The organism is uncultured Campylobacter sp., from assembly GCF_938045595.1.
Taxonomy (GTDB): domain Bacteria; phylum Campylobacterota; class Campylobacteria; order Campylobacterales; family Campylobacteraceae; genus Campylobacter_B.
In genome coordinates this window covers 1-23,577 of record NZ_CALIBB010000302.1, presented here as the reverse complement: position 1 = coordinate 23,577, position 23,577 = coordinate 1, and the positions used below count along the sequence as shown (strand labels likewise).

The 23,577-nt window shown below is 48.6% G+C and carries 24 protein-coding genes and 1 pseudogene; 13 read left to right on the top strand and 12 right to left on the bottom strand.

What is annotated here, in order from left to right; all coding sequences use genetic code 11:
* Window positions 1–624: 624 nt before the first annotated feature.
* The 5 genes from Q0340_RS11670 to Q0340_RS11650 all read right to left on the bottom strand — a co-directional run bounded on the left by Q0340_RS11670 (window position 625) and on the right by Q0340_RS11650 (window position 6,186).
* Complete coding sequence (locus Q0340_RS11670) at window positions 625–1,905, bottom strand: dihydroorotase (protein ID WP_298083448.1); 1,281 nt, start codon at window positions 1,903–1,905, stop codon at window positions 625–627.
* Window positions 1,902–2,831, bottom strand: coding sequence for an aspartate carbamoyltransferase catalytic subunit (locus Q0340_RS11665; protein WP_298083447.1), 930 nt, complete (start codon window positions 2,829–2,831; stop codon window positions 1,902–1,904). The genes Q0340_RS11670 and Q0340_RS11665 overlap by 4 nt, the downstream gene beginning before the upstream one ends.
* A 279-nt stretch (window positions 2,832–3,110) precedes the next feature.
* Complete coding sequence (locus Q0340_RS11660; protein ID WP_298083446.1) at window positions 3,111–3,641, bottom strand: NAD(P)H-dependent oxidoreductase; 531 nt, start codon at window positions 3,639–3,641, stop codon at window positions 3,111–3,113.
* A gap of 560 nt (window positions 3,642–4,201) precedes the next feature.
* Complete coding sequence (locus tag Q0340_RS11655) at window positions 4,202–5,044, bottom strand: hypothetical protein (RefSeq protein ID WP_298083445.1); 843 nt, start codon at window positions 5,042–5,044, stop codon at window positions 4,202–4,204.
* Window positions 5,045–5,055: 11 nt separating this feature from the next.
* Complete coding sequence (locus Q0340_RS11650; protein WP_298083444.1) at window positions 5,056–6,186, bottom strand: CinA family protein; 1,131 nt, start codon at window positions 6,184–6,186, stop codon at window positions 5,056–5,058.
* A 118-nt stretch (window positions 6,187–6,304) separates the two neighbouring features.
* Here Q0340_RS11650 and ileS point away from each other — a divergent pair, with 118 nt between their 5' ends.
* The 7 genes from ileS (at window position 6,305) to Q0340_RS11615 (ending at window position 15,071) form a co-directional block, all read left to right on the top strand.
* A complete protein-coding gene (gene ileS / locus Q0340_RS11645; RefSeq protein WP_298083443.1) occupies window positions 6,305–9,064 on the top strand; it encodes an isoleucine--tRNA ligase in 2,760 nt (919 codons plus the stop codon).
* A 96-nt stretch (window positions 9,065–9,160) separates the two neighbouring features.
* A complete protein-coding gene (gatA, locus tag Q0340_RS11640) occupies window positions 9,161–10,519 on the top strand; it encodes an Asp-tRNA(Asn)/Glu-tRNA(Gln) amidotransferase subunit GatA (RefSeq protein WP_298083442.1) in 1,359 nt (452 codons plus the stop codon).
* A gap of 2 nt (window positions 10,520–10,521) precedes the next feature.
* The gene (gene guaB, locus Q0340_RS11635; RefSeq protein ID WP_177386726.1) at window positions 10,522–11,973 is read left to right on the top strand and encodes an IMP dehydrogenase; all 1,452 of its coding nucleotides are present in this window, start codon (window positions 10,522–10,524) and stop codon (window positions 11,971–11,973) included.
* Window positions 11,970–13,076 (top strand): homoserine O-acetyltransferase, encoded by a 1,107-nt coding sequence (locus Q0340_RS11630; RefSeq protein ID WP_298083441.1) that lies wholly within the window; start codon window positions 11,970–11,972, stop codon window positions 13,074–13,076. Before guaB ends, Q0340_RS11630 begins: the two co-directional genes overlap by 4 nt.
* Window positions 13,066–13,251, top strand: a complete 186-nt coding sequence (xseB, locus tag Q0340_RS11625) for an exodeoxyribonuclease VII small subunit (protein WP_298083440.1) — start codon at window positions 13,066–13,068, stop codon at window positions 13,249–13,251. The genes Q0340_RS11630 and xseB overlap by 11 nt, the downstream gene beginning before the upstream one ends.
* A 9-nt stretch (window positions 13,252–13,260) precedes the next feature.
* Window positions 13,261–14,409 (top strand): carbon-nitrogen hydrolase family protein, encoded by a 1,149-nt coding sequence (locus tag Q0340_RS11620; RefSeq protein ID WP_298083439.1) that lies wholly within the window; start codon window positions 13,261–13,263, stop codon window positions 14,407–14,409.
* On the top strand, window positions 14,406–15,071 hold the full coding sequence (locus tag Q0340_RS11615; protein ID WP_298083438.1) for a ThiF family adenylyltransferase: 666 nt from the start codon (window positions 14,406–14,408) through the stop codon (window positions 15,069–15,071). The genes Q0340_RS11620 and Q0340_RS11615 overlap by 4 nt, the downstream gene beginning before the upstream one ends.
* 9 nt (window positions 15,072–15,080) lie before the next feature.
* Here Q0340_RS11615 and Q0340_RS11610 read toward each other — a convergent pair whose 3' ends face one another.
* The 6 genes from Q0340_RS11610 to Q0340_RS11585 form a co-directional block, all read right to left on the bottom strand.
* A complete protein-coding gene (locus Q0340_RS11610) occupies window positions 15,081–15,950 on the bottom strand; it encodes a hypothetical protein (RefSeq protein WP_298083437.1) in 870 nt (289 codons plus the stop codon).
* The gene (locus tag Q0340_RS11605; protein WP_298083436.1) at window positions 15,935–16,237 is read right to left on the bottom strand and encodes a hypothetical protein; all 303 of its coding nucleotides are present in this window, start codon (window positions 16,235–16,237) and stop codon (window positions 15,935–15,937) included. The genes Q0340_RS11610 and Q0340_RS11605 overlap by 16 nt, the downstream gene beginning before the upstream one ends.
* A 332-nt stretch (window positions 16,238–16,569) precedes the next feature.
* Window positions 16,570–16,980 (bottom strand): Rrf2 family transcriptional regulator, encoded by a 411-nt coding sequence (locus tag Q0340_RS11600; protein WP_298083435.1) that lies wholly within the window; start codon window positions 16,978–16,980, stop codon window positions 16,570–16,572.
* A 288-nt stretch (window positions 16,981–17,268) separates the two neighbouring features.
* Window positions 17,269–17,421: a hypothetical protein gene (locus tag Q0340_RS11595; protein ID WP_298083434.1), complete on the bottom strand. Its 153-nt coding sequence runs from the start codon at window positions 17,419–17,421 to the stop codon at window positions 17,269–17,271.
* Window positions 17,422–17,714: 293 nt separating this feature from the next.
* Window positions 17,715–18,350, bottom strand: coding sequence for an NAD(P)H-binding protein (locus tag Q0340_RS11590; protein WP_298083433.1), 636 nt, complete (start codon window positions 18,348–18,350; stop codon window positions 17,715–17,717).
* A 211-nt stretch (window positions 18,351–18,561) separates the two neighbouring features.
* Complete coding sequence (locus Q0340_RS11585; protein ID WP_298083432.1) at window positions 18,562–18,936, bottom strand: cupin domain-containing protein; 375 nt, start codon at window positions 18,934–18,936, stop codon at window positions 18,562–18,564.
* 168 nt (window positions 18,937–19,104) lie between these two features.
* Between Q0340_RS11585 and Q0340_RS11580 the strand changes: the two genes are divergently transcribed.
* The 6 genes from Q0340_RS11580 to Q0340_RS11555 all read left to right on the top strand — a co-directional run bounded on the left by Q0340_RS11580 (window position 19,105) and on the right by Q0340_RS11555 (window position 23,088).
* Window positions 19,105–19,257, top strand: a complete 153-nt coding sequence (locus Q0340_RS11580; RefSeq protein ID WP_298083431.1) for a hypothetical protein — start codon at window positions 19,105–19,107, stop codon at window positions 19,255–19,257.
* Window positions 19,258–19,290: 33 nt separating this feature from the next.
* Window positions 19,291–20,247, top strand: coding sequence for a cation diffusion facilitator family transporter (locus Q0340_RS11575; RefSeq protein WP_298083430.1), 957 nt, complete (start codon window positions 19,291–19,293; stop codon window positions 20,245–20,247).
* 368 nt (window positions 20,248–20,615) lie between these two features.
* The gene (locus Q0340_RS11570; RefSeq protein WP_298083429.1) at window positions 20,616–21,170 is read left to right on the top strand and encodes a hypothetical protein; all 555 of its coding nucleotides are present in this window, start codon (window positions 20,616–20,618) and stop codon (window positions 21,168–21,170) included.
* Between the two features lie 430 nt (window positions 21,171–21,600).
* Window positions 21,601–21,954, top strand: coding sequence for a hypothetical protein (locus tag Q0340_RS11565; protein WP_298083428.1), 354 nt, complete (start codon window positions 21,601–21,603; stop codon window positions 21,952–21,954).
* Between the two features lie 157 nt (window positions 21,955–22,111).
* Complete coding sequence (locus Q0340_RS11560; protein ID WP_298083427.1) at window positions 22,112–22,495, top strand: transporter; 384 nt, start codon at window positions 22,112–22,114, stop codon at window positions 22,493–22,495.
* 62 nt (window positions 22,496–22,557) lie between these two features.
* Entirely contained in the window at window positions 22,558–23,088 is a 531-nt protein-coding gene (locus tag Q0340_RS11555) for a hypothetical protein (RefSeq protein ID WP_298083426.1), read from the top strand.
* A 5-nt stretch (window positions 23,089–23,093) separates the two neighbouring features.
* On the opposite strand, the pseudogene Q0340_RS11550 reads toward Q0340_RS11555, so the two are convergent.
* Window positions 23,094–23,577: pseudogene (locus Q0340_RS11550) on the bottom strand (hypothetical protein); the annotation flags it as partial.

The following is a 23,577-nucleotide window of genomic DNA, read 5'->3' as shown; positions in this document are numbered from 1 at the left end:
CCGCCGCGAGCGTGAAATTTTAAAAGCAGCTGCCGCATCGAAAAAGGTGCCGTTATAAATTTACAAATGCCTTATACGTCGGTAAAATTCCGAAGCCGAAATCCACGAGCGGCATGAGCAAGGCGATGTGCGTCAAATTTACCCGCACTACAAAAATGACAAACCGCTTTAAAAAAATTTCAACCGCGCTCGCGCTATGAAATTTTAAAAGTAAGCTGCCACAATGAGCCACCGCAAAATTTAAAGCGAATTAGCCGCAGAGCTCCGCATGATTAGACCAAAAAATCGCGCCGTAAAATTTTAAACGTAGTTTGCTATATCCGGACTACCACTAAATTTAAAATTTAAGCAAGGCGATCGCACTACTGGATCAAAGATCGCGCCGATACCGAGCAAAACGCGCTATGAAATTTTAAAGATAAGTCGCTATGCCTACGCTGCCGCCAAATTTAAAATAAACCGATCGCACCACAAAATTTTAAAAGCAAGCCGTTGCGTCCAAACTAGCTAAATTTAAAATTAAGCAATAGCGCCATTTGCGCTACGAATACCGCTCGTCGGCAAGCTACCACTCGCAAGCTCTGCCCACAAGTCGCCGATCGCAAGTTTTACGCCGCAAGCGCCCTACGCTACGACGTTTGGAAACTCATAGACCACGCGGCCGCTTTTGATCGTGCATACCGCAGCGCCCGTAAGCTGCTTGCCGAAAAGCGGCGAGTTGCGCGATTTGGACTTATTTAGCGCCTCGTCGTAAACGTAGGAAATCTGCGGATCGATGATCGCGACGTCGGCCAAAAAGCCCTCTTTGATCTCGCCCTTGTCCTTTAAATTTAGAATTTTAGCCGGGTTAAACGAGCAGAGGCGCACCATGTCTTCAAGGCCGATGATGCCCTCGTTTATGAGCCGCAGCGTAAGCGGCACGAGGGTTTGAAGCCCTAAAATTCCAAACGGCGCGTGATCGAATTCGACGAATTTATCGTCGGTATTATGCGGCGCGTGATCGGTCACGATGGCGTCGATCAGACCGCTTTTAAGCGCCTCTCTGATCGCCTGCACGTCGCTTTGGGTGCGAAGCGGCGGCGACATTTTAAAATTCGTATCGTATCCCATCAGCTCGCGCTCGTCGAAGGTGAAATGATGCGGCGTAGCCTCGCAGGTGACGCGGATACCCTCGCGCTTAGCCTGCTCGATGAGCTTGAGCGACCACGCCGAGCTTACGTGCGCGACGTGGATGTGCCCGCCCGTCTTTTTGGCAAGCAGCAGATCGCGCGCGATCATGATCTCCTCTTTTTCGCTCGCCATCCCCTTTAGACCGAGGATCGCGCTAACCTTACCCTCGTTCATCACGCCGCCGTGGCAAAGCGAGCAATCCTCGCTGTGATTTATCACGAATGAGCCGAAGTGCGCGGAGTATTCGAGCGCCTGTCGCATCACGGAGCTGTCGGTCACGGGCAGCCCGTCGTCGCTGAAGGCCACACAGCCCGCCTCAAGCATATCGCCCATCTCGACGATTTTTGCGCCCTTGCAGTCCTGCGAGATCGCGCCTATGGGTAGTAGATCGATAAGCCCGCGTCCCTTAGCCTTGGCGATCATCGCGCGCGTGATGCTGGAGTTATCGTTTACGGGCCTAGTATTCGCCATCGGAAGGCAGGTCGTCACGCCGCCTGCGACCGCAGTTTCGCTGCCGCTGATGACGTCGTCTTTGTATTCGAGCCCCGGGTCTCTAAAATGCACGTGCATATCGATGAGGCCGGGCATCACGAGCTTGGCCGCAGCGTCTATGACGCGGTCTGCGGCGGGACACTCGCGCGTGATCTTTGAAATTTTATCGCCCTCGATCAGGACGTTCGCCTCCTCGCTGCCGTCATGATTAACGATCGTGCCGTTTTTTATTAAAATTTTCATCGTGCGCTCCTGTTTAAATTTATCGTATGAAGTATCGCCATTCGCATCGCCTCGCCGTTTTCTACCTGATCTAAAACGCAGCTATAGCGCGGATCGTCGGCTACGTCGGAGTTGATCTCCACGCCGCGATTGATCGGGCCGGGATGCATTATCATGACGCCCTCTTTCGCTGCTTGCATCCTCTTAGCGGTAAGTCCGAAAAATTTCGAGTACTCGCGCACGCTCGGGAAGCTCGGCTCGCCGTCTTGCCGCTCAAGCTGAATTCTAAGCATGATGATGACGTCGGCGCCCTCGATCGCCTCCTCTACGCTTTTGCATATCGGGCAGCCGAACGCGTCGCAGTCGCGCAGCATCATCGGAGGGCCGAAGAGCCGCACGTTTATGCCGAGCTTTCGCATCGCCCAGATGTCGCTTCTGGCCACGCGCGAGCGGAATATATCGCCGATGATCGCGACGTTTAAATTCTCGATCCTGCCCTTGTGCTCGCTGATCGTAAAAAGATCCAGCAGCGCCTGGCTCGGGTGCTCGTTCAGCCCGTCGCCCGCATTTACGATCGATGCGTCGCAGTTGGCCGCGACAAATTTCGCCGCGCCCGAGCAGCTGTGGCGCAGCACGAAGATATCGGTGCGCATCGCCTGCATATTTCTGATAGTGTCGATCAGCGTCTCGCCCTTTTTCGTGCTACTGTCCGCAGCCGTGAAATTTACGCTGTCTGCGCCCAGGCGCTTGGCTGCGATCTCAAAGCTAGTGCGGGTACGGGTGGAGTTTTCGAAAAACGCGTTGATGACCGTCTTGCCGCGAAGCGAGTCGGATTTTTTAACGTCAGTGCGGTTGAGCGCTTTAAACTCGCGCGCCAGATCTATAAAGTCGTAGATGTCCTCGCGGCTCAGATCCTGCGCGCTAAGAAGATGCTTTAGCTTATACATTCCCTCTCCTTTTTTGGGCCGAATTTCAGCCGTAATTGTATAAAAAAATCTCTGATAAAATTTTAAAATTTAAGAGCGGGGCTCAAATTTAGACGCGGAATTTTGCTTGAAATTTCATTTGAGTTCGCATACGAAGCGCGAGCGGAATTTCGGGGTAAAATTTAAAAATTTCGAGATTAAATTTGAGCTTCTTGAGCGAAAATTTTAAAAAATCCGCCGCGCCGCTTACGTAAAATTTTAAAGCTTTACGCGCAGCGGGCGGCTAGAAAAGCAAAGAATTTAAAGCTTATTTAAATACTTTATATAATTTTTCGCGCTATTTTCTACGGCTTGCTCGCTTTTATCGTATGTAAAGCCGTATGAGACGAAATTTGGTAGCGTAATCGCGCCGACGAAATTAAACGTAGCTTTAAATGGCGCCAGCACCTCATCTACGCTAAAGCCCACAATGCCGTTTTTAGAGTAGTTTGCCTCGGTCGCGCCAAGCGAGATCGCAAGCGCGAATTTTTTGCCTTTAAGCTTGCCGCCGCTCTCTGTGCCATAAGCCCAGCCGCGCGTAAAAACGTCCTCAAACCACTGCTTAAGAAGCGGCGTGCAGTTTGAAAAACGAAACGGAAACTGAAGCACGATTTTATCGTGACTTTCGAGCAGTTTTTGCTCCTTTTCCACATCGATTTTAAAATCCGCATAAAGCGCGTAAAGATCGTGAAGCTCGAACTTATCGGGATGCGCTAGCACGGCATCCCTCCAGTGGCGGTTTACGAGCGAGTTTGCGATATTTGGATGAGCTAAAATAATGATAGTTTTCATTTCTATCCTTTAAATTTGAAATTGCGGGGCGCATTATAGCCCTACTTCGTAAAATTTTTCTCGTTTTATCGCAAGCGGCCTTAAATTCTAAAGCTTTACCGGCCGCTGCCTGCTTATCTTTACAGCAGCGTCAAAGAGCGGAGCTTTGAATTCCAAACTTCATCCACTACTCGCGCTTTATTTTAGAAATGCTCGTCCTTGGGGCACTCGTCGCGTTTTGCAGAGATTTACCACTTCTTTGCAAATATTCATATTCCATTGCGGAGGCTCGCGCGAGTAAAATTTTAACGAAACAGCTGCGCATGGGAAATTTTAATAAAATTTAGCGCCGTTTCTCTGCGAGCATTCGCCACAACAAATAAAATTTAGATGAAATCTGGCCGTGCTTTAAATTCTAAAACCTTGCCCATCGGTTCTGTTGTCGGGCTGCGGGTGCTCATCGCGCTCTTATGAGTGTCCGTCACGCTTTCGTGCAGGCTCGTTACGCTTTCTGCGAAGACTTGCCGCTTTCCTGTGGGTGGTAGTTGCAACAAAAAATTTTGAGTAAAATTTAGCGTAATTTAAATTCTAAAGCTTTGCCTACCATCTGCCTCTTCAGGATCTGAATTATCATCGCGCTCCTGCGAGCGCCCGCCGCGCGGCTCCTGTCTAGGCTGCACGCCAAAGCCCTCCAAGACCTTGCCTAGGCTCTCGTTCGCATCTTTGATGACGCCTTGCAGGCTTTCGCCCATCTTATCAAGGTTTTTGCCCGCCTCGCGTGCCACCGCCTCGCCCTGCTTTAGCAGATCCTTGGTCCTGTCCGAGTTGCGAGCGGCGAAATCGCTCAAGACTTCGGGCGCCTTTTTCTGCAAATTTTGCAAAGCCTCGCCCAAAACCTTAGCATCGTTTGCAAGCTCGTCTATCGTGGAGTTCAGATCGGATTTTTGCTTGCTCTCAAAGCCCTGCGGCGCGGAATTTTGTACGGAGCCTTGCGTAGAATTTTGCGTGGAGCTTTGAGCCAAACTTTGCCCCGAGCTATCCGCGCTTTTATTAAAATTTCGCCCTTGATTACCCGCGCTAAAATTCTGCTCCGAGCGCGCGCTTTGCTCGTGATCTTGCGCGTCCGATCCGCCGTCGCAGCCGCTCAAAATACACGCCGCGGCTAGCGCCAAAGTAAAATTTAGCGCCGCGCTTATAAAGCTAAAATCGTTTATAAAATTAAAATTTATAGCGCGACCCGCCGAGATAAAATTTAATCCGTCCTGCGCTGAGATAAAATTCTGCCCAACGTATGCCGAAGTAAAATTTCGCGCACCGCCGGCTGAAACGGAATTTCGCAGCCGTCCAAAGCCCTGCTCGCCGCTTGCTCGGATAAAATTCTGCGCCGAATCGCGTCCGCACCTTTTTAAAATTCGTCTTTTCAAAATCCGCTCCTTTAAATTTCATCTCTCGCAGGCGCGCTTGGGAGCCGCCCGAAAAACAGATCGCTTCTAAGCTTCAAAAGCAAGCAGATAGCGATATCGGCGCTTTGTTCGCGGATGTAGTTTCGATCGCCTTTTAGATGAAATTCCCCGACGATCTGTTTGCCGCCCTGCTCCTTTGCGCCGATAAAGACCGTCCCTACGGGCTTTTGCGCGCTTCCGCCGCCGGGGCCCGCGATACCGCTTACCGCCAGAGCAAAGCTCGCCCCGCTGCTTTGCAGCGCGCCCTCCAGCATCTCGCCCACGGTCTGCGCGCTGACCGCGCCGTAGCGAGCGAGCGTATCTTCGCCTACGTTTAGCCAGAGATTTTTTATCTCGTTGGCGTAGCTTACGAGCGAGCCGTCAAAAACGTCGCTCACGCCCGCAACCGCACCGAATTTTGCGGCGATTAGCCCTGCGGTGCAGCTTTCTGCAAAGGTGATCTTAGCGCCTATTTCGCGCAGCCTATCCACCACAAAGCCCATAAAATCGCCGCCTTCGATATAGCAGCTCTCATAATACTTGCCGACGCTCTGCAAAAACGCGTCCAGCGCTCCGAATTTCATCGCACTGGCACGCACGAGCAACAAAAAGGAGCAGGGCCTACTGATCGTAAGCGAAATTTTATAACTGATCGCAAGGCTTTCTAGGCGCTGCTTTACGCTTTCGTATTCGCAATCGAATAGATAAAAGCTCTCGCCCGCGCTCGGCGCGTCTTGAAGGATCGGCGGCAAGCTCTGCAAGCAAAGCGCCTTGATCACGTTTACCGAGCAGCCTCTGACGTTTAGTAGGAAGCTATTTTTCGCGACCGTGTGCGCCATCGAGGGAGCTAGGGTTTCTCCATTTTTTAGCTCGAGTGAATCAAAAGAGAGCGTCGATAAAATTTTACCGACGACCGCGTAGGCGGAGTTTGCCGCAAAGATCGTGATAAAATCGTACGAATCGATCATCTTTTCAAGCGCGAAGGGCAAAACCTTATCGTTTTCGCTTAAGAATTTCAGATCGTCGATCCGCCCAAAAACTCGTTCGTAGCTGCGAGAAATATAGCTCATCAAAGCCGCGTCGTAGCGGATCTCCTCGCCGATTACAAGGATGATATTTTTCATAAAGACCCTCATTAAATTTTCACACATTATAGCATAAACGCAGACTGCTCTTTCAGAGCTTTTTAATGGCGTTTTGGATAAACTTCACAAATTTTTTAAGACACGAAAAGGTACAAATATGGACTACAAAGATACTCTCTTTCTTCCTACGACGGACTTTGCGATGCGAGGCGCGTTGCCGCAAAACGAACCTGCGCGGTTTAAGGCATGGTACGACGAGCGTAAAATTTACGAAAAGATGAAGGCTAAACGCAAGGGCGCAAGCGTTAGCTTTAATATCCACGACGGTCCGCCGTACGCTAACGGGCATCTCCACATCGGCCACGCGCTGAATAAAATTTTAAAAGACATCATCACCAAAACCCATTATTTCTTCGGCGAGGATATCCGCTACGTGCCGGGCTGGGACTGCCACGGCCTGCCGATCGAGCAGCAAGTAGAGATTAAACTCGGAGATAAGAAAAAATCGCTTTCAAAAGTGCAGATCCGCGAGCTTTGCAGACAGCACGCCAAAGAGTTCATCGACGTGCAGCGCAATGAATTTAAAGATATGGGGATTTTAGGCGACTGGGACGATCCGTATCTGACGCTAAAATTTGAGTTTGAGGCTGAAATTTACAAAGCGCTCTGCCAGATCGCGAAAAAAGGAATTCTGATCGAGCGAAGTAAGCCCGTGTTTTGGAGCTGGGCGGCAAAGAGCGCACTCGCAGAAGCCGAGGTCGAGTATAAAGATAAAGAGGACTACTCGATCTTCGTGGCGTTTGATCTAAGCAGTGAAGCGAACGCTAAAATCGGCGCGAAAGGCGCCAAAGCGGTCATCTGGACGACCACGCCTTGGACGCTGCCCGCAAACGGCGCGATATCTTTGAACCCGAATGAAATTTACGCGCTGACGAGCGAAAATTTAATCTTTGCAAAACCTTTGGTCGAAAGTCTCGTAAGCCTGGGCATCACGAAAGGCGAGATCGTTAAAGAATTTAACGCTGCCGAGCTTGAAGGCTTAAACGCGATAAATCCGTTAAACGATAGAGCTTCGAAATTTATCCTCGGCGAGCACGTTTTAATGGACGGCGGCACCGGGCTCGTGCATACGGCTCCCGGACACGGCGAGGACGATTATTTCGTAGGGCTTAAATACGGCATCGAGGTGATTATGCCCGTGGATGAGGGCGGCTGTTTCGACGAGACACTTAAAACCAAAAAACTCTTCCGCGCAGACGTCGTAGACGAGCTCGTGGGGATGCATATTTTCAAAGCAAACGAGAGAATTTTAGAGCTTCTAGGCCCCGCGCTTATCAAATCCGGCAAATTCGTCCACTCCTATCCGCACTGCTGGCGCACGCACAAACCGGTGATCTACCGCGCAACGAAGCAGTGGTTTATCGCGATGGATGAGCCAATGCCTAGCGGCAAGACGCTGCGTCAGGTGGCGCTAGAGCAGATCGGAGGGGTTAAATTTTATCCGCAAAGCGGCATCAACCGCCTAAGCTCGATGATAGAAAACCGCCCCGATTGGTGTATTTCGCGCCAGAGGGACTGGGGCGTGCCGATCGCGTTTTTCCGCGATAAAAGCACCAAAGAGCCAATATTCGACGAAAAAATTTTAAATAATATCTACGAAATTTTTAAGGCTAAGGGCGCGGATGCTTGGTGGCAGATGGAAATTTCGGAGCTCTTGCCACAGGACAGCGGCTATAAGCCTGAAAATTTAGAAAAGGTGATGGACATCTTAGACGTTTGGTTCGATAGCGGCTCGACGTGGAAAGCGGTGCTACAAAGCGGCGCCTACGATGCAGGCAAATTCCCCGCGGATATGTATCTTGAGGGCAGCGACCAACACCGCGGCTGGTTTCAAAGCTCACTGCTTCTAAGCTGCGCGATTAACGAATGCGCGCCGTACAAGAGCATCCTCACACACGGATTTACCGTCGATGAGAAGGGTCAAAAGATGAGCAAGTCCGTCGGAAACGTCGTCTATCCGCAAGAGGTCGCAAAGAGCCACGGCGTGGAAATTTTACGCCTGTGGGTCGCGATGAGCGATTATTCGACCGATCTAAAGATCAGCGACAATATCCTAAAGCAGGTAAGCGAGCAGTACCGCAAGATCCGAAATACGATAAGATTTCTGCTCGCAAGTACGAGCGATTTAAATGAGATCGAGACGAGCAATTTTACGCGGCTTGACCGCTGGATCCTAACGCGCGCGGCAAACGCCTTTGCGGGCGCGGAAACGGCGTTTAGAAACTACGATTTTTCAAAGGGCTTCAACGCCTTGCTAAATTTCTTAAGCGCCGATCTGAGCGGAATTTATCTTGATATCTGCAAAGATAGGCTCTACTGCGACGCACCCGACGAGCCGCGCCGCAGAAGCGCGCAAAGTGCGATCGCTCTGATCACGCGAGCGCTGCTGCCTCTGATCGCGCCTACGCTAACCTACACGATCGACGAAGTGATGGAATTTGCGCCGCAAATCATTAAAGAGGGCAAGCAGGACGCTTTCGATCTAATCTACAAGCAGGTAGAATTTGACGATTTTCTAGAATTTGACGAAATTTTAATCAAATCGAGGGAGAAATTTTTCGAGCTTATCGACGCGCTTAAAAAGGACAAGATCATCAAATCGACGCTTGAGCTGGTTTTACAGACGAGCTCGAACGAAATTTTATCAAACGACATCCTAGGCGTGGCGGATTGGTTCATGGTAAGCGACGTGGACACTCTGCAAAGCGAGGAGGCTCTGGCGGAGTTTAAGATAAACGACGAAATTTTCCGCCTCGTAAAATCCTCTAAACATAAATGCCCGAGATGCTGGAAATTTAACGCAAAAGAGCCTGATGAGCTCTGCCCGCGCTGCGCGAAGGTCATGCATGCTCGCTAGCCCCATAAGTCTCGGCTTCGTATTTTTTACGATCGCGCTAATCTGCGTAGCGACGGGCGTGGGGATCTATTTCGTGAATAAATTTAAGGATGGCAGATGATAAGTTTGAAAGAGGCTCTAAAGCTGAACGCGGATGAAATTTCGGCGCTTAGAGCGGAGTTAAAGGATAAAATTTTAAAAACCAAAGAGCTCGGCGCCTACGTCGAGCAGCTCACGGGCGAGGCTCTAAACATCAGCGGCGAGGGCGTGCCGATCGCGATCAAAGATAACATTCAGGTAAAAGATTGGAGCGTCACCTCGGCGAGTAAAATTTTGCAAGGCTACGTTGCACCATACGACGCGACGGTGATTAAAAAGCTACGGAAGCGCGGTTTGGCGCCGTTTGGGCGAACGAATATGGATGAGTTTGCGATGGGAAGCACGACCGAGAGCTCATTCTACGGCAAAACTCTCAATCCGACCGATCACTCGCGCGTACCCGGCGGCAGTAGCGGCGGAAGCGCGGCTGCCGTAGCGGCAAATATCGCCGTAGCCGCACTCGGAAGCGATACGGGCGGCTCGATCCGCCAGCCGGCGGCATTTTGCGGCTGCGTAGGCTTTAAGCCGAGCTACGGCAGGGTCAGCCGCTACGGACTTGCAGCGTATTCTAGCAGCCTCGATCAGATAGGACCGATTACGCGCAGCGTCGAGGATGCGGCGATTTTATACGACATCATCGCAGGCCGCGACGAGATGGACAGCACGAGCTACGCGGGCGCTTACGAAAGCACCGCGGATAAGCTAAACGCGGATCGCAAGCTTAAGATCGCCGTTATAAAAAATTATATCGACGAAGCCTCGCAGCAGGTCAAAGAGGCTCTAAATTTAACTATAGAAAAGCTAAAATCCTTCGGACACGAGATCGTTTACCGCGATCTTTGCAGCTCCAAATACGACATCGCGACCTACTACATCATCGCAACCGCCGAGGCTAGCGCAAATTTAAGCCGCTACGACGGCGTGCGCTACGGAAACCGCGCGAAGGCTCTAAATTTAAAAGAGCTCTACGCCAACACCCGCGGCGAAGGATTTGGCGACGAGGTCAAAAGAAGAATGCTTCTAGGCACCTTCGTGCTAAGCAGCGGCTACTACGACGCGTATTACATCAAGGCACAGAAGGCAAGAGCCTTCATCAAAAGCGAATATGAGGAAATTTTAAAAGACGCCGATTTGATCTTTATGCCGATCGCGCCGGGCGTGGCGTATAAATTCGGCGAGCTTAGCGATCCGCTTCGCGCGTATCTTAGCGACATCTACACGATCGGCGTAAATTTAGCGGGGCTTCCCGCGATCTCCGTGCCGGTAGCGAAAAACAAAGAGGCTCTTAATATCAGCGCGCAGCTCATCGGGCGCGCCTACGACGAACAAACGGTGCTGGACGGCGGCTTGAGTTTAGAAAAAATCGTGAAAGGATAAGTATGAAGATCGTCAAAAAGGCTCTGACCTTCGAGGATGTTTTGTTGGTACCGCAATACTCTGAAATTTTACCCAAAGAGGTCGATATCAGCACGAGTTTTACGAAAAATATCACGCTAAATACCCCTCTTGTGAGTGCTGCGATGGATACGGTCACCGAGTACCGCACCGCGATAATGATGGCGCGTCTCGGCGGCATCGGCGTGATCCATAAAAATATGGACGAGGACTCCCAAGCCAAGATGGTTCGCCGCGTAAAAAAGAGCGAAAGCGGCGTCATAATCGATCCTATCTCGATCAAGGCGGACGCCACGATCAAAGACGCTCTCGATCTGATGAGCGAGTACCACATCAGCGGCATTCCCGTTATCGACGATAACGGCGTGCTGATTGGGATTTTGACCAATCGCGACCTGCGCTTTGAAACCGATACCGCCGCGCTTGTGGGCGAAAAGATGACCAAAGCTCCGCTAATTACCGCTCCGAAGGGCTGCACTCTGGATGATGCGGAGAAAATTTTTAGAAACAATAAGGTAGAAAAGCTTCCGATAATCGACGCAAACGGCCACTTAGAGGGGCTTATTACGATTAAAGACCTTAAAAAGCGTATCGAATATCCAAGCGCCAATAAAGACAAATTCGGACGCCTTCGCGTCGCCGCGGCGATTGGCGTAGGCCATCTGCAAAGAGCCGAAGCTCTCGTCAAAGCGGGCGTAGACGCGCTTGTGATGGACTCTGCACACGGACACTCCAAAGGCATTATCGACACGCTTAAGGAGCTGAAGCGAAATTTTGACGTCGACGTAGTAGTAGGAAACGTAGCAAACCCCGCCAGCATAAAGGATATCGCAAACGCAGGAGCAGACGCGATTAAAGTAGGCATCGGCCCGGGCTCGATCTGCACTACGCGCATCGTAGCGGGCGTGGGCGTGCCGCAGTTTACCGCGATCAACGATTGCGCGATCGAGGCGGCTAAATTTGGAATTCCGATCATCGCAGACGGCGGCATCAAATACTCGGGAGACATCGCTAAAGCCCTAGCCGCGGGCGCAAGCTCGGTGATGATGGGAAGCTTGCTCGCAGGCTGCTACGAGACCCCGGGCGAGCTCATTACGTTTCAGGGGCGCCAGTACAAAACCTACCGCGGTATGGGATCGCTTGCGGCGATGCAGAAGGGAAGCTCGGATCGCTACTTTCAAGACGGCACCGCAAAAGAAAAGCTCGTGCCCGAGGGCGTCGAGGGGCGCGTGCCTTACGCGGGCATGCTAAAAGACGTGATCTTTCAGCTGCTAGGCGGCTTGCGAAGCTCGATGGGATACTGCGGCAGCAAGGATATCGCGACCTTTCAGCAAAAGGCGGAATTCGTCGAGATCACGAGCGCAGGTCTTAAAGAAAGCCACGTCCACGACGTCATCATCACGCAGGAAGCGCCGAATTACCGAGTAAATCAGTGATCCTTCAAAGCAAAATTCAAAATTTCGACGAGCCGCTCTATCTGGAGAGCGGTCGCGTCTTTTCTAACTTCAAGCTCGCCTACGAAACCTACGGCGAGCTAAACCCGGACAAATCAAACGTTATCGTCATCTGCCACGCCTTAACCGGCTCCGCGCACGCCGCGGGACTTTACGAGGGCGACGTTAAACCTGGCTGGTGGGACGGACTCATCGGCGATCATAAAGCGGTCGATACTACGAAATTTTTCGTCATCTGCATAAACATCCTAGCTTCGCCGTTCGGCTCTACCTGCCCGCTCGACGTCGATGAAAGCAGCGGCCGCGAGTACCGCTTGCGCTTTCCGGTAGTGGTCGTCTCAGACGTCGTGCGCGCGCAGATTATGCTTTTAAAGCGCCTAGGCATCGCCCGCGCCCGCGCCGTTATTGGCGGCAGTCTGGGCGGCATGCAGGCGCTGTGCTACGCTATCGAATATCCGGAATTTGCGGATGAAATTTTCGTGCTCGCAAGCACATACGCTACGCAGCCTTGGGCGATCGCGTTTAATAAGATCGCGACCGAAGCCATCTTGCGCGATCCGAATTTCAAAGGCGGCAACTACGATAAAAATCTGATCGCCGAGCACGGACTTGACGGCATGGCGGTGGGGCGCATGGCGGGGCATATAAGTTTTTTAAGCCCAAGCTCAATGCAGGATAAATTCGGGCGCAACTACGTTGAAACCGACGGTCTTTACGAGATTAACGGGCGCTTTCAGGTCGATCGTTACCTTGAATACAACGGCGAAAATTTCGCGCGCAGGTTCGATCCGCTGTGCTATCTCTACATCGCTAAGATGATGAATATATTTGATTGCACGCGCCACTACGGCAATCTCAAAAACGCCTGCGCGCAGATCAGATCACGCCTGCACCTCATCTCTTTCAAAGGCGATGTGCTCTTTCCACCGGGGCTAATGAAAGAAATTTACGATGCGATGAGCGATCTGGGCAAAAAAGATCGCACGAGCTACGCGCAGATCGACAGCGACTACGGACACGACGCGTTTTTGGTCGAGATAGAAAAATTTGATTACATCATAAAAAGGATTTTGGATGAGTTTTGAGGAAAAAATGGAAAAGATTAGCGCGCTTTTAAAGAGCCTAAACGACAAGGATCTAAGCCTAGAAGAGAGCGTGAAGCTGTATAAGCAGGGCGTGGCGCTGCTAAAAGAGACAAAGGAAATTTTAGAAAACGCCAAGCTCGAGGTTGCCGAAATAAACGCACCCGAGCAGGCTTAGGAGGTGGCGATGATAAACGTATGCGTTTTACAGCTACCGACGCTTTCGATGAGCGAAAATCGGATCGATTACTATATGAAGGTCGCCAAAGACAACGGCGCGCGGATCGTGCTGCTGGGCGAATATGAGCTAAATTCCTTCTTTAGCGAGCTTAAAAAGATGCCTCGCTCCATCGCGTGCGAACAGAGCGAGCACAAGCAGGAGCTGATGGCGCGGCTGGCCGCCAAATACGACCTGCATATCGTAGCGCCGATAATCAGAGCCGCTAGCGGCGCGATTTTGAGGCAGGCGGGCATTTTCGGCGGCGCGGCTCAAAAAAGCTTGGGCGGCAGCGAAAATTCTTTAAGCCTTAAAAGCGAGCCCGGTTGCAAGGGCGAGCTAAATTCCAAGAGCGATTTAAATTCCAACGATGGTTCAAATTCTAAAGGCGCTTTAAATTCCAAAAACGAGCAGAGTTCCAAAGGCGGCTCAAGCTCCTGCGGTGCAAAATCTTTAAATTTCAAAGCCGCAAATTTAAAAAGCGCCCCCGAAAGCCCAAACGCTCTAAATTCCAAAGAAAGCCAAAAAGACGCGAGCGAAGAGGAGATCTTTTGCGCGAGCGAAAACGAGCCCATCTGGGTGAAATCCTGCGCGAAATTTTCGCCTTTGGAGGTGAAATTTTACGATCAAAATATCCTGATGGACTATCCGCACTGGAACGAGGAGGGCTTTTTCGCCAACCGCAAAAGCCGCAAAATCGGTAAAATTTCGCCGATGATCTTTAGCGAGGGCGGCGTGAAATTCGGCGTATGCTTTGGCTACGAGGCGCATTTTGACGTATTTTGGCGCTATTTTATGCAAAAAAACGTCGGCTGCGTGCTCGTGCCCTGCGCCTCGACCTTCGAAAGCGGCGGGCGCTGGCGCGAGCTTTTGAAGATGCGCGCGTTTACGAACTCGCTCTACGTCATCCGCGCCAACCGCATCGGCGAGGCGAAATTCGGCGAAAGCGAGTTTAAATTTTACGGCGAGAGCTTCGTCGTAACCCCCGGCGGCGAGATCGCAAACGAGCTGAAAAACGAAGAGGGCGTGCTGATGTGCGAAGTGGACGCGGACGAGATCGCTGCGGCGCGCGGACTGTGGAAATTCCGCAAAAACCTAGTCGGCAGAGGGCTTTTATGAACTACTTCCACAGACAGATCCAGCTTTGGGGCGAGCAGACGCAGCGCGCGCTTGCGGACAAGCGCATCCTGATCATCGGCGCGGGCGGGCTTGGAAGCAGCCTTTCTTACGCTCTGGGCGCAAGCGGCATCGGGCGGATCAGCGTCGTGGATTTCGACACGGTGGCGCTTCATAACATCCACAGACAAATTTTATTCACGCTCGAAGACGAGGGCAAATTTAAAGCGGATATTTTTAAAAGCCGCACGGAAAGCCGCTACGACGGCGTGAGCGTCGAGGTGCATAAGAGCCGCGCGGAGGAATTTTTTGCTAACGCGATAGGCTCGGGCGAGAAATTTGATCTGATTTTAGATGCGACCGATAATCTCGCCACGCGCGCGCAGATCGATGCGTTTGCTAAGCAAATAGGCGTGCCGTGGGTGTTTGCGTCGGTGGACAGCTGGCAGTGCCAAGTCTGCTTCGTGCAGAATGCGGATTTTAAATTTTTCCCTAGCCTAAACGCGACGCCTGCGGGCATAACGGCTGCGATCGTGATGTTTGCGGCAAGCTTTGAGGCGAACCTCGCTCTGCGCTATCTAGCGGGGCTTGAGGTCGAAAAAGACCTGCTTTACTACGCGAACTTTTTTGGCGGCGAGCTGGAAGTTAGGAAAATAAAATTATAGCTTGAGGGGTTAGTTTTCATAAGATTCTTTTATTGCATTTTTTATCTCATCGGATGAGATCTCGTCTATATATTTATCTAGCTTTTTTAAATTATCTTTATACGGCCGATCAAGCTTACGACCGTCTTTATCTCTGGTATACATATGGATGGATACCGCTTCCATTTCATTTAACTCGCTTGCAAATTTCGTATATTCATAAACATCTTTAAATGTAGAATTTCTATCTTTGCAATATTTGCGATATACCGTCGTTATAAGCGAAATTTCACTTTTAGGTATATAATAAGTTGCATCGTAGTTTATTTTATAATAACTATCCAAACTATATATATAGTTTCTATGACAATCATCATATTTTCGTTTTAGAAATTCCAGACTCGGTTGTCCGCCTACGTTATACTGCATAAGCAGCTTTAAAATCGGTTCGTAATTTGGAGTGCCCGGAAATGTATCATACAATGAAAAATCATATTCGGTAATATCAAATCCGTCCGTCGGTTCCGCTTTATCATTTAATATTCCTTCAGGCACGACCTTTTTAATATCGTTTCCGTACCTTAGACCCACCGTAGAGTTTTGAAATTTCCAAATATATGGCTTGTAGCCGCTTTCTAATGCCATCTTTGCTATCTCATACATATTCGTATTCGTAAGATATGAAAAGAAATAATTCGGCTCTCCTATACTAATCATAGGGTAGTCGGTATCATAAATCAACGTAAAATTTCCATCGTCACTTATTTGCAAAGATTTTATATGGTTATAATTCGGCGGAAGCAGTCTGTTTCTAACGACTTCCGCCTCTTCAAATTTAACGCCGTTGTCTAAAAGCAGTCTTACCGCTTTAGTAGCATTATTTTCTATAGCATAAGCCATAGCGGATAGCTTGTATTCATCTTTTTTATGTATATCCGACCTAACTTTATAAGCTCTTGGGTAGTATTTGTATCATCCCAAAAGCTAGAATACATCACGGGCGTTACCCCTCCGTGCATAGTATGCTCTACGGTTAGATTGTTATCTTTCATAAATTTTAAAATTTTATCAGTTTGCTTGCTTTTTAAAAGCCTTTTTAGCTCTACGTCTATGGCGGGTTCTTTAAATACGTTTTTCGGGTTTGAATTGTAATCTATATCCCAATATCTAAATGCAAAACTTTGCATCTCCGCTTCGCTTACATACTTATCAAGTCCCGCTTCTTTAGTAGTATCGGAGCCTATCGTAATAGTGTAGTGAGATTATGATTTATGAAGTCCTACTCTTCCGCTTACGAATAGATACAAAATAAGGCAAGCAAAAACTGCGATGAATTGCAATATGGCTTTTAGATATTTCAAAATTTCCCCTTAGAATTAATTAGGAGGATTATATCTTAAATCAAATTAAATCGAAATTTTACATGGCGGGCGGGTAAAATTTTATATAAATTTAGCCCGCAAGCCTTGAAATCTGAGCAAGTTTAGAAGATAAATGCGTATTTAAAATTTTAATAGCTCTATCCCAAATCGCTCAGCAGATCCGCCAAGCTCACGCTTGATAGGGATTTTTTAAAATCATTCTGAATGCGAGCAAAGCGCGGCGCGAGTACCGCCTCGATCTTGCCGCCCACGGGGCAGGCGCTAGGCGAGCCTTTGTGCAGGCGAAACATCGCGTCCTCCTCGCTCACCGCCTCATAAATGTCTAAAAGCGTGATGAGCCGCGCGTCGCAAGCTAGTGTGATGCCGCCAACGCCCGCAGTCGTGAGCACCAAGGCTGCATTTCTTAGCTGTGAGATCAGCTTGCGCGCGATGGCGGGGTTTATCCCCGAGCTTGCGGCGACGAAATCGCCCGTGACCTTTTCCTTGCGAAAATACGCGACGCAAAGCATGATATGAACCGCGAGTGAAAATTTGATACCTACTTGCATTTCGCTCCTTGATTTGGATCTGAGTTTTAGAATTTAAGCGAAATTTTCCTTAAACTCGGCCGCTAAATTTCAGATCGCGCTAAAATTTAATCCGCTAGGCGATTTTCTTAAAATTCTAACTTTAAATTTAATCGTGTCTAAATTTTATCAGCCAAACGATCTTTCTAAAATTCGGATATTAAATTTTAATCGTTCCGAAATTTCATCTGCTAGTCGATTTTTTAAAATTTAGATATTAATTTTAATCACGTCTAAATTTTATCCGCGACATGGCAAGCCTCGCATCGCCTATACCGATAGCGCGATCATCCCCGTCTCGTCGCCGCCACCGTTGCAGCCGCTACCGCTGATCATTACCACTGCTGCCGTTGTCGCGAATACAATCGCTGCTATCGCCACCGCCGCTATTATTCGAATACAATCGCTACCGATTTTTTGCAACGCAATCGCCGCCGTCATTAGCACCGCGGTAACCGCTACCGTTGCCGTTAAATTTTAAATTCTAGCTTGAGTTTGCCCCGCTGCTAAATTTCAATTTCAAGTCGCAGCTCGCTCTAGCTCTAAATTTTAATTCAAACATAGGCTGTCCTAGCGCTAAATTTTGATTAAAGCTCTAGCTTACTTTTTCGCTAAATTTTAAATCTGCGTTCAAATTTTACCGCGCCACGTAGTTAAAATTTGCACCCGAATTTTGCCGTGCCGCGCAGTTAAAATTTACACGCAGCAAAGCCGCATTATTCGCCGACCGCCGTAAACAGCTTGCCGATAAATTTTTGAGCCCCGATCTCATCTATTACTGCGAGCGCGAGGTCTGCGTAGCCGATGTAGCTTTTGCCCTTACCGTTTAGGATCAGCTCGTCGCCGCCTAGGACGTATGAGCCTGTGCGAGCGGCATTTGCGTCGTATTCCGCGGCAGGGATCACGTAGGTCCAGATCAAATTTTTGCTTGCTTTTAGCACCTCGTAGCTCGCCGCAGTCGCCCCCGCTACGCCCATATACTCAGCCGGAAAGCTCGGAGTATCCATCAGACACGTCTTGCGCGAAGCGTCTGTGTATAACACGCCCGCGCCGCCGATGACGAAAAGTCTCGTCTGCGTGCCGCTTAGCAGCTCCGCGATGTGCTGCGTCATTTTCGCGTGAAGCGGGAAGGTCTGCGGCGTCCATGCAGCGATCACGCTGATTACGACGTCAAAGCCCGCCAAATCGGCCTTGCCAAGCTCGAAAACGTCCTTGTGCACGAGCTTGATGACGCCGTTTTTATACTCTTTGTTTCGCGCGAAGCCCGTTACGTCGTAGCCCTGCCTTAGCGCCTCCGCAACTAGCGCGCTACCTGATTTTCCGTTTGCTCCGATGATTGCTATTTTTTTCATTTTCTATCCTTTAAATTTAGATCTTGTTTGCTGACGCAGCCGCTTATCGCTACTGCAAGCTAATTCACTTCCGCCGCAGCTAATGTACTTATCATACGACCATTTATCGCCGTCGTTGCAGCCGATGAACCCGCCGCGTAGGGCGTCGTTTGCCCGCCGCATGGTTTAAAATTTACGCCCGCGCTTTGCCACACGCTTGTTTTGCGAAATTTTACAGCCAGCTTGGCTTTACATCGTCGTTTATCACGCCGTCGCCCATAGTGTACTGCTCCAAGCTACCGCGTTTAGTTTGGATACAGATAAATTTAATCCCCTGCGCGCCCGCTTTGAAACATCTTTTGCCTGCAGGATCGATGCGGATCGCGTCGCCCTCTTTGACCGACTTCTCCTCGCCGTCTATAAAGAGCGTGCCGCCGCCTTTTAGCACCAAATAAAGCTCCTCGTTTTGCTTGTGCGAATGCACGAACGGCACGCTCGCGTTTGCGGGAAGCTCGTTGATAGAAAGTTCACAGCCGCTTAAGCATAGAGCTTCTTTTAGCTCGACTCTCGGTTCGTTTTTCGTTGAAACGATCTTGTAGTTTGACATCTTTTTCTCCTTAGAAATTTTTTGTTGTAATGCTATAACTTACAACTGATGAGCGAAGTATAATAAAATTTTGTTGTAATGTCAAGAGTTACAGCAAAAATTTTCAAAAAACTTGACGCGAATTTTAAAATCAGCTAAAATCCGCGCGATTTTAACCGAAGGATCTTTATGCAAAATAGCGCATTTAAGACACTTGCAATCGGTTCCAACAACGCGCCGAGGCTGATAGAGGAGTTTAGCAAGTTAAAGACATCGGCAAGCGCACAAGCACCGAGCCAGAAGGCGATATGGATAAAATTTAAGCGCTTTTTTGGGGTATAATGTACCTAAAATTTGCTGAAAAACGAGGTCAAAATGCACGAAAATCACGCCCATTGCGCACATTCGCACGCGTCAAATAAAACCGTTTTGAGAAATTCCTTCCTTATGATATCCGCTTTTATGCTGATCGAGGTTGCGGGCGGTTTCGCGACGAACTCGCTCGCCCTGCTCTCAGACGCCGGACACATGCTATCAGACGCCGCGGCGCTCGGGCTTTCGCTGTTTGCATTTAAATTCGGCGAACGCAAAGGTAATATGCAAAAGACCTTCGGCTACAGGCGGATCGAAATTTTAGCCGCGACGATAAATACTCTCGCTCTCGTTGCGATCGCCGTTTTGATCGTCATCGAGGCAGCGCGGCGCCTGCAAAACCCGCCCGAAGTAGCCACCGCGGGCATGCTCGCTATCAGCACGCTGGGTCTTGCCGTAAACATCGTCGTGGCGCTTTACATGCTACGCGGCGGCGACGTGAGAGAAAACGTCAATATGCGCGGCGCCTACCTACACGTGCTGGGCGACGCCCTGGGCTCGGTGGGCGCGATCGCGGCGGCTTTGGCGATGATGTGCTTTGGCTGGGGCTGGGCGGACGCGGCGGCTAGCCTGCTCGTGGCCGCGCTCATCGTAAAAAGCGGCTGGGGCGTGCTAAAAGACAGCCTAAACATCCTGATGGAGGGCTCGCCAAAGGGCGTGTGCCTGGACGGGCTCGTCGCGCAGATCAGGGGCGTGGACGGCGTGCTTTCGGTGCACGACCTGCACGTCTGGAGCATCACGAGCGGCGCAAACGCTCTCACGGCTCACATCGTGGTTAGCGGCGAGCTGAGTGTGCGCGAAGCGGAGCGGATCATGGCCGAAATATCGCACGAAATGGAGCATCTGGGCATCACGCACACGACGCTGCAGCTTGAAAGTAGCGACAACGAATGCGCTGACGAGCTAATCTGCGAAGTAAGATCAAATGGCGCAGGTGGGCATCTGGGACATAATCACTAAATTTTTGAATTTGGAATTCCGCTCGATTTAGAATTTAGAATCCCGCTCGGTTTGAAATTTAAAATTTGGCTTGAGTTTTAAATTTTAAATTTGCCCGCGCCGCGAGATTTCGGAATTTTAAAATTTTGAGATTTTAAAATTTAATTGTGAAATTCGCTTTGCAGAATTCTTGCAACGAAATTTTTGCTTCGGAATTCTGCTGCGGAATTCTTGTTATCAAATTCCGAAGTGAAATTCTAATCCAAATTCTGACCGCAAAATCAGAATTCCACACGCTTCAAATACCGCGAATAAACAAAATTTAATCTAAATTTTATAGCGAGGAAAGCGGGAATTTTATATAATCCGGGAAATCTAAAGGACTGCTCGTGAACCAAGCCAAAAGCCCCATACGGATAATTTTCATCTCGCTTTTGATCTCTTATGCAAGCTTCGGCGTTGCGGGATTTATGCTTTTTACTATTTTAAACGAGCTTGGGATCGAAATCGATTTTGCCTCCACCCCACGCTTGCCTATTTTTGCCTATTTTCTCACGTTTGTGCAAAAGCTCTTGCCCTCTTTTTTATTCGGCGGATATTTCGCATTTAGGATGATTAAATACAAAATTCTAGGCATAGATTGCAAGCTGGATTTTATGTTTTTCATAACATTTTGCGCCTGCTTTGCGTCAATGATCGTGACGGGCTCTTTGTGCTTGCTATTTGGATTCTTGCTTTTACGGTACGAGCTTTACTTTTTCGGCGGCGCATTTTTATTGTCTGTGTGCCTAACATACGCGCTATTTAAACGCTCTGGTTTTATGCTAAGCGGGCTTTTGAAAAACCTAGGCGCGAGCTTTAACGTGGATTTTAAGCTCCGCATCGTCGTAACGATACTGCTCGCGCTCATAGCCTGCTTCATGCTTTATTGCAAGCTCACATAAAAGTAGCAGTGCAAATTGCGTCTACACCCGGCGCGATTCGCGCCGCTAAATTTTAAAATTCTGCGCTGCGAATTTAGCTGCAAATCGAGCTGCAAATTTAAACTACGCTCAAAATTTGCCTAAATTTCACTCATTAAATTTCTCTGCCGATTTGAGCCGATTAAAAGCAAATTTGACGTATAATCTCGCGAAATTTCAGGGAGCCGAGGTGCGCAAAAACATAAAATACCTAATTTACAAGTTTCTTTTAGGCAATGTCTTTTTGGCAGTTTTTTTGATTTCATTTTATGTTGCTTCATTGCACCTCTCAAAACTTTTAAATGTTGATATAATAGACCTTTTGAAGGGGTATTTTTTATTTCCGGGCGATATTCGTCTGCCTTTTACGACGGTAATTCTTGAGTTATTTTCCTTCTATATCAGTAGCAGTTTGAGCGATTTTTATGTCAAAGGCATCGATCGTAAGTTAAATTTTATATTTTTCATCGCCTTTGCGACGATAGGAATTTTAGCCCTTACCGCCATTATTCTTATCGCAACATTCGGTTTTATGATATATGGTATGGATTTAGATAAAAAACTAATGGCAATTTTATCCGCCGCGGCATTATTCATGGGCATCTGCTCAACGGTATATTTATTTCGCAAAAGCGATTACGAGCTCGGTAAATTTTTGCAAATCGTTAGTCTAAAAAAATATAGGCAAATCAGTGAAACGCTAATATCTATTTTACTGCTTATAGCCGTAATTTGGCTAAGCCACATCATTTTTAAAACTAAATAAAGCCAAGCGCCTAGTTTAAATTTCGTCCGTATGCGCTAAATTTAATAGGCGTAGATCACCCGCACGGCGCGACAAAATTTTAAGTACGAAATACTTTTTATCAAAATTTAAACCTATGCACTATAATTGCAGGAATTAAAAAGGATGACAATCGGTTATGAAAAGGTATATATTAATCGCGATTTTAGGCTTACTTTGCGCCTTTATAGATATTAATTACATAGGTTTTCTTATCGCATTAAATTTGATAGTAGTCTTGGTTTGTGTCGCTTTTCCTTTTATGAAAAAGAACTATATATTTTTTCTACTGCTTGTCGTAAATTTAGCTTTGTATTTGAATAATATCTACACCCCTTTTGAAAAGCCAGAGCTTTGGACTTATAGCATACCTGCGCTGGCAAATGCGACATATGTATTAGTAGCGCTAGTTTATGCTTCGGGATTTGTCGCTTTTGTCCCGCTTGCAGCATATATCTATTTTTTATACTCGCTCTGCGTTGTTGCTTGCGGTATACGTGAAAAATTTCAAAGCTTACGCTAAATTCGCGATCAAAATCTTAAGCCGTTGTTTTGTATAATTTCACAGAATTTTAAGGATTGCGTATGAAAATATATTTCTACAAATTACTTCTAGGCGTCTTACTGACGGGCGTATTCTCATTCTCGCTCGGCTTTACTTTATCGCACGCGGGCATCATATTAAATGCAGTTTTTGGCGCACCGCTATTGCCCTACGCTCCCTTTAAAGTCGAGCTCGCAAAAGCTATCTTAACGATAATCTCCGCATTTTATATCGCAAATAAAATTATTAATTTTCGCATTTTAGGCATTGATCGCAAGCTAAATTTTATATTTTTTATCGCCTTTTCGACGATAGGCGTGATTATCGTTTCTTTTCTGTCTTTGTTTTTGATTTTCGGCATGATCGTATGGCAGAAATCTGATACGGCATTTGCGGCGATGTGCTTATCCCTCGGATCGATTTGGACCGCTTGGCTATTTCATATCAGAGGATACAAGCTTGGGGCTTTCTTGCAAAATTGCAGCCCTAAAAGGAAATATAATATAGATAAAGTGCTAGTGTTCGTCATAATAATAGTAGTTGCGCTGATTTTTATATCAGCAGTAATATAAACCTTTCATTTTAAAATTTTAAACCAGCCGTAAAATTCGTTCGCTTCTAGGTGCGGATCGCCCGCGCTAGAGATAAAAAGCGGCTGTAGCGCGGCATTTGCTCTAAAATTTCCCGCGTTCCTCATCTGCGCGCTGTAAAAAATAAGCGCATGGCTCGCAAACTGCGCAAACTCGTCAAACGAACTCGCCCCCGCCTCCACCATCGTGATTTTAGCGCCCGCAGGCAGCGAGCGCGAGACCTCCACCTTGCGCCCTTCGACGCCAAAAAGCGGAATGCTCGCATCAAAATCCGAAAGTGCGCGGCGCGAGTATATCCAAACGTCGGGCGCGCGCAGCTTTAGATTTTGCGGCGCAACGCGCGTATCTAGCGCCAGCATATCGGCGCTACTTGCCAAAGCGCTAATTTCATCAAATTTAGCCGCGCGCACGTCCAGCGTCGGTCTATCGGCGCGCACGGTCTGACCGCCCACGCCCACGTAGTCGCACACG

What these genes read in the sequence shown, in the direction of transcription:
- Q0340_RS11670 (WP_298083448.1), bottom strand. Translation starts at nt 1,905, where the DNA reads ATGAAAATTTTAATAAAAAACGGCACGATCGTTAATCATGACGGCAGC.
- Q0340_RS11665 (WP_298083447.1), bottom strand. Translation starts at nt 2,831, where the DNA reads ATGTATAAGCTAAAGCATCTTCTTAGCGCGCAGGATCTGAGCCGCGAG.
- Q0340_RS11660 (WP_298083446.1), bottom strand. Translation starts at nt 3,641, where the DNA reads ATGAAAACTATCATTATTTTAGCTCATCCAAATATCGCAAACTCGCTC.
- Q0340_RS11650 (WP_298083444.1), bottom strand. Translation starts at nt 6,186, where the DNA reads ATGAAAAATATCATCCTTGTAATCGGCGAGGAGATCCGCTACGACGCG.
- ileS (WP_298083443.1), top strand. Translation starts at nt 6,305, where the DNA reads ATGGACTACAAAGATACTCTCTTTCTTCCTACGACGGACTTTGCGATG.
- gatA (WP_298083442.1), top strand. Translation starts at nt 9,161, where the DNA reads ATGATAAGTTTGAAAGAGGCTCTAAAGCTGAACGCGGATGAAATTTCG.
- guaB (WP_177386726.1), top strand. Translation starts at nt 10,522, where the DNA reads ATGAAGATCGTCAAAAAGGCTCTGACCTTCGAGGATGTTTTGTTGGTA.
- xseB (WP_298083440.1), top strand. Translation starts at nt 13,066, where the DNA reads ATGAGTTTTGAGGAAAAAATGGAAAAGATTAGCGCGCTTTTAAAGAGC.
- Q0340_RS11620 (WP_298083439.1), top strand. Translation starts at nt 13,261, where the DNA reads ATGATAAACGTATGCGTTTTACAGCTACCGACGCTTTCGATGAGCGAA.
- Q0340_RS11615 (WP_298083438.1), top strand. Translation starts at nt 14,406, where the DNA reads ATGAACTACTTCCACAGACAGATCCAGCTTTGGGGCGAGCAGACGCAG.
- Q0340_RS11610 (WP_298083437.1), bottom strand. Translation starts at nt 15,950, where the DNA reads ATGGCTTATGCTATAGAAAATAATGCTACTAAAGCGGTAAGACTGCTT.
- Q0340_RS11605 (WP_298083436.1), bottom strand. Translation starts at nt 16,237, where the DNA reads ATGCAAAGTTTTGCATTTAGATATTGGGATATAGATTACAATTCAAAC.
- Q0340_RS11600 (WP_298083435.1), bottom strand. Translation starts at nt 16,980, where the DNA reads ATGCAAGTAGGTATCAAATTTTCACTCGCGGTTCATATCATGCTTTGC.
- Q0340_RS11590 (WP_298083433.1), bottom strand. Translation starts at nt 18,350, where the DNA reads ATGAAAAAAATAGCAATCATCGGAGCAAACGGAAAATCAGGTAGCGCG.
- Q0340_RS11585 (WP_298083432.1), bottom strand. Translation starts at nt 18,936, where the DNA reads ATGTCAAACTACAAGATCGTTTCAACGAAAAACGAACCGAGAGTCGAG.
- Q0340_RS11580 (WP_298083431.1), top strand. Translation starts at nt 19,105, where the DNA reads ATGCAAAATAGCGCATTTAAGACACTTGCAATCGGTTCCAACAACGCG.
- Q0340_RS11575 (WP_298083430.1), top strand. Translation starts at nt 19,291, where the DNA reads ATGCACGAAAATCACGCCCATTGCGCACATTCGCACGCGTCAAATAAA.
- Q0340_RS11560 (WP_298083427.1), top strand. Translation starts at nt 22,112, where the DNA reads ATGAAAAGGTATATATTAATCGCGATTTTAGGCTTACTTTGCGCCTTT.
- Q0340_RS11555 (WP_298083426.1), top strand. Translation starts at nt 22,558, where the DNA reads ATGAAAATATATTTCTACAAATTACTTCTAGGCGTCTTACTGACGGGC.